Origin of the sequence: Elstera litoralis, assembly GCF_000963705.1 — a bacterium.
GTDB classification, from domain to species: Bacteria; Pseudomonadota; Alphaproteobacteria; order Elsterales; family Elsteraceae; genus Elstera; species Elstera litoralis.
This window is the reverse complement of sequence record NZ_LAJY01000639.1, coordinates 1-1,611: the sequence shown is the minus strand read 5'-3', so window position 1 is coordinate 1,611 and position 1,611 is coordinate 1. Positions and strand designations below refer to the sequence as shown.

The following is a 1,611-nucleotide window of genomic DNA, read 5'->3' as shown; positions in this document are numbered from 1 at the left end:
ATTCGGCTTCGCAGACGCCGCAATCGATGCACTCATCGGGATTGATGACCAGCATGTTTTCGCCCGCATAGAAACAATCGACCGGGCAAACTTCAACGCAGTCCGTGTAGCGGCACCGAATGCAATCATCGGTCACGATATAGGTCATGAGGGGGAGGCTCCCTTCCCGAGCAATCTAGAATAGGTGCGATTTTTATGCACCTTCTTGGCGGGCCGTATCATAGTCGGCTGGTTTCAGGACACAAGCCCGGCTTCGGTATACCCCAATTCACATATGGAATTGTTCATTATGGATTTCCCCCTTGAAAAGCGCCTCGCCCAACAAAGCGCCCCCGCCGCCCTGCGCAATCGTGCCGCCATTCTGGATGTGCTGAGCCCGCACCTCCCCTCTGGCAGTCTCGTGTTGGAGCTTGCCAGCGGCACGGGAGAGCACGCGCTGTTCTTTGCCGACGCGCGGCCCGACGTGACCTTTCAGCCGACCGATTTCGACGTTTCCGCCCGCGCCAGTATCGATGCCTATGCCGAGGAAGCGGCGCTCGCGAACCTCCGCCGCGCCCTGTTTCTCGACGCAACCCAGCCCGACACTTGGCCGATTGAGCGCGCCGATGCGCTGCTCTGCGTCAATATGATCCACATCTCGCCCTGGGCTGCGACGGTTGGCCTGATTGCGGGGGCTGCGCGCATTCTGCCTGCGGGCGGAAAGCTGATGCTCTACGGCCCCTACTTGCGCGAGGGGGTGGAGACCGCGCCGAGCAATCGGGCGTTCGACGAAAGTTTGCGTGCCCGCAATCCCGCCTGGGGGATTCGCCGGTTGGAGGAGGTTGCGGCGCTGGCGGCGGACGCCGGGTTTTCGGCCCCCGAGGTGACGGAGATGCCTGCAAATAATCTGACGGTGGTTTTCACCCGATAAACGGGTTTCTCAAGGGGCCGTAACCCCTTGAGCGGAGGTGCAGGAGGCAGCGCCTCCTGCTGCAAGCTCACGCCAGCCCGCCTAAATCCTCATACAGCGTCTGCGCCACCGGCGCGGGGCCGCGTTGTTCGTCGAGCGCGACGACCCGCACCACGCGGATGCGGTCGGCCTGGGGGAAGGTGAGTACGTCGCCGATGCGCACGGTCACATGGGCCTTATCCACGAGCCTTCGGTTCACGCGAACCCTTCCCTCCTTAAGCAATCCGGCCGCGCAGGTGCGGCTTTTGAAGAATCGCGCGGCCCAAAGGAATTTATCGAGCCGCATGCCGTGAGTGGGGGTGGGGGCGTAAAATGTGGTCATGGGATCAGCACCATCTCCCTTAATTTTGCGAAAGGTGAATCGGGGTGAAAGGCCCCTGGGGTTGGCCGTTCGGGCGCCCGTTGCGGGCGGCGGCGACGGCGGGTGAAGCGCAGATCGGAGGCGGCGTCACCGTCTCCTTCGGCGGCGGTTGCGGGATCGGGACGGCCGCGATAGCCCAAAGCGGCGAGCACGGCGGGAATATCGTCGGGGTTGCAGTAGGCGAGGCGGGCAAGGCTGGCGTCGGCGGCGAACGGGCCTTGCGCGGCTTTCTCCCGCACGGCTTGCGCCAAGCGTTCGACCAGATCGGCGCGGACGACGCGCGGGCCGAGCACGACGAAGC

Annotated in this window: 3 protein-coding genes and 1 pseudogene; 1 reads left to right on the top strand and 3 read right to left on the bottom strand. The window is 63.8% G+C overall.

The features are described 5' to 3' along the window. Positions 1-148: 4Fe-4S dicluster domain-containing protein (locus tag VZ95_RS23345; RefSeq protein ID WP_156995405.1), on the bottom strand; the 148-nt coding region annotated here is incomplete at its 3' end. 141 nt (positions 149-289) lie between these two features. Between VZ95_RS23345 and VZ95_RS18525 the strand changes: the two genes are divergently transcribed. Continuing rightward, the gene (locus VZ95_RS18525; protein ID WP_045777178.1) at positions 290-910 is read left to right on the top strand and encodes a DUF938 domain-containing protein; all 621 of its coding nucleotides are present in this window, start codon (positions 290-292) and stop codon (positions 908-910) included. A gap of 67 nt (positions 911-977) precedes the next feature. On the opposite strand, the gene VZ95_RS27525 is transcribed toward VZ95_RS18525, so the two are convergent. Together VZ95_RS27525 and VZ95_RS26015 are read right to left on the bottom strand one after the other, a co-directional pair. Further along, on the bottom strand, positions 978-1,235 hold the full coding sequence (locus VZ95_RS27525; protein ID WP_269747131.1) for an RNA-binding S4 domain-containing protein: 258 nt from the start codon (positions 1,233-1,235) through the stop codon (positions 978-980). 32 nt (positions 1,236-1,267) lie between these two features. Next, positions 1,268-1,611: pseudogene (locus VZ95_RS26015) on the bottom strand (hypothetical protein); the annotation flags it as partial.

Coding starts and splice junctions, on each gene's coding strand:
- VZ95_RS18525 (WP_045777178.1), top strand. CDS start 290: ATGGATTTCCCCCTTGAAAAGCGCCTCGCCCAACAAAGCGCCCCCGCC.
- VZ95_RS27525 (WP_269747131.1), bottom strand. CDS start 1,235: ATGCGGCTCGATAAATTCCTTTGGGCCGCGCGATTCTTCAAAAGCCGC.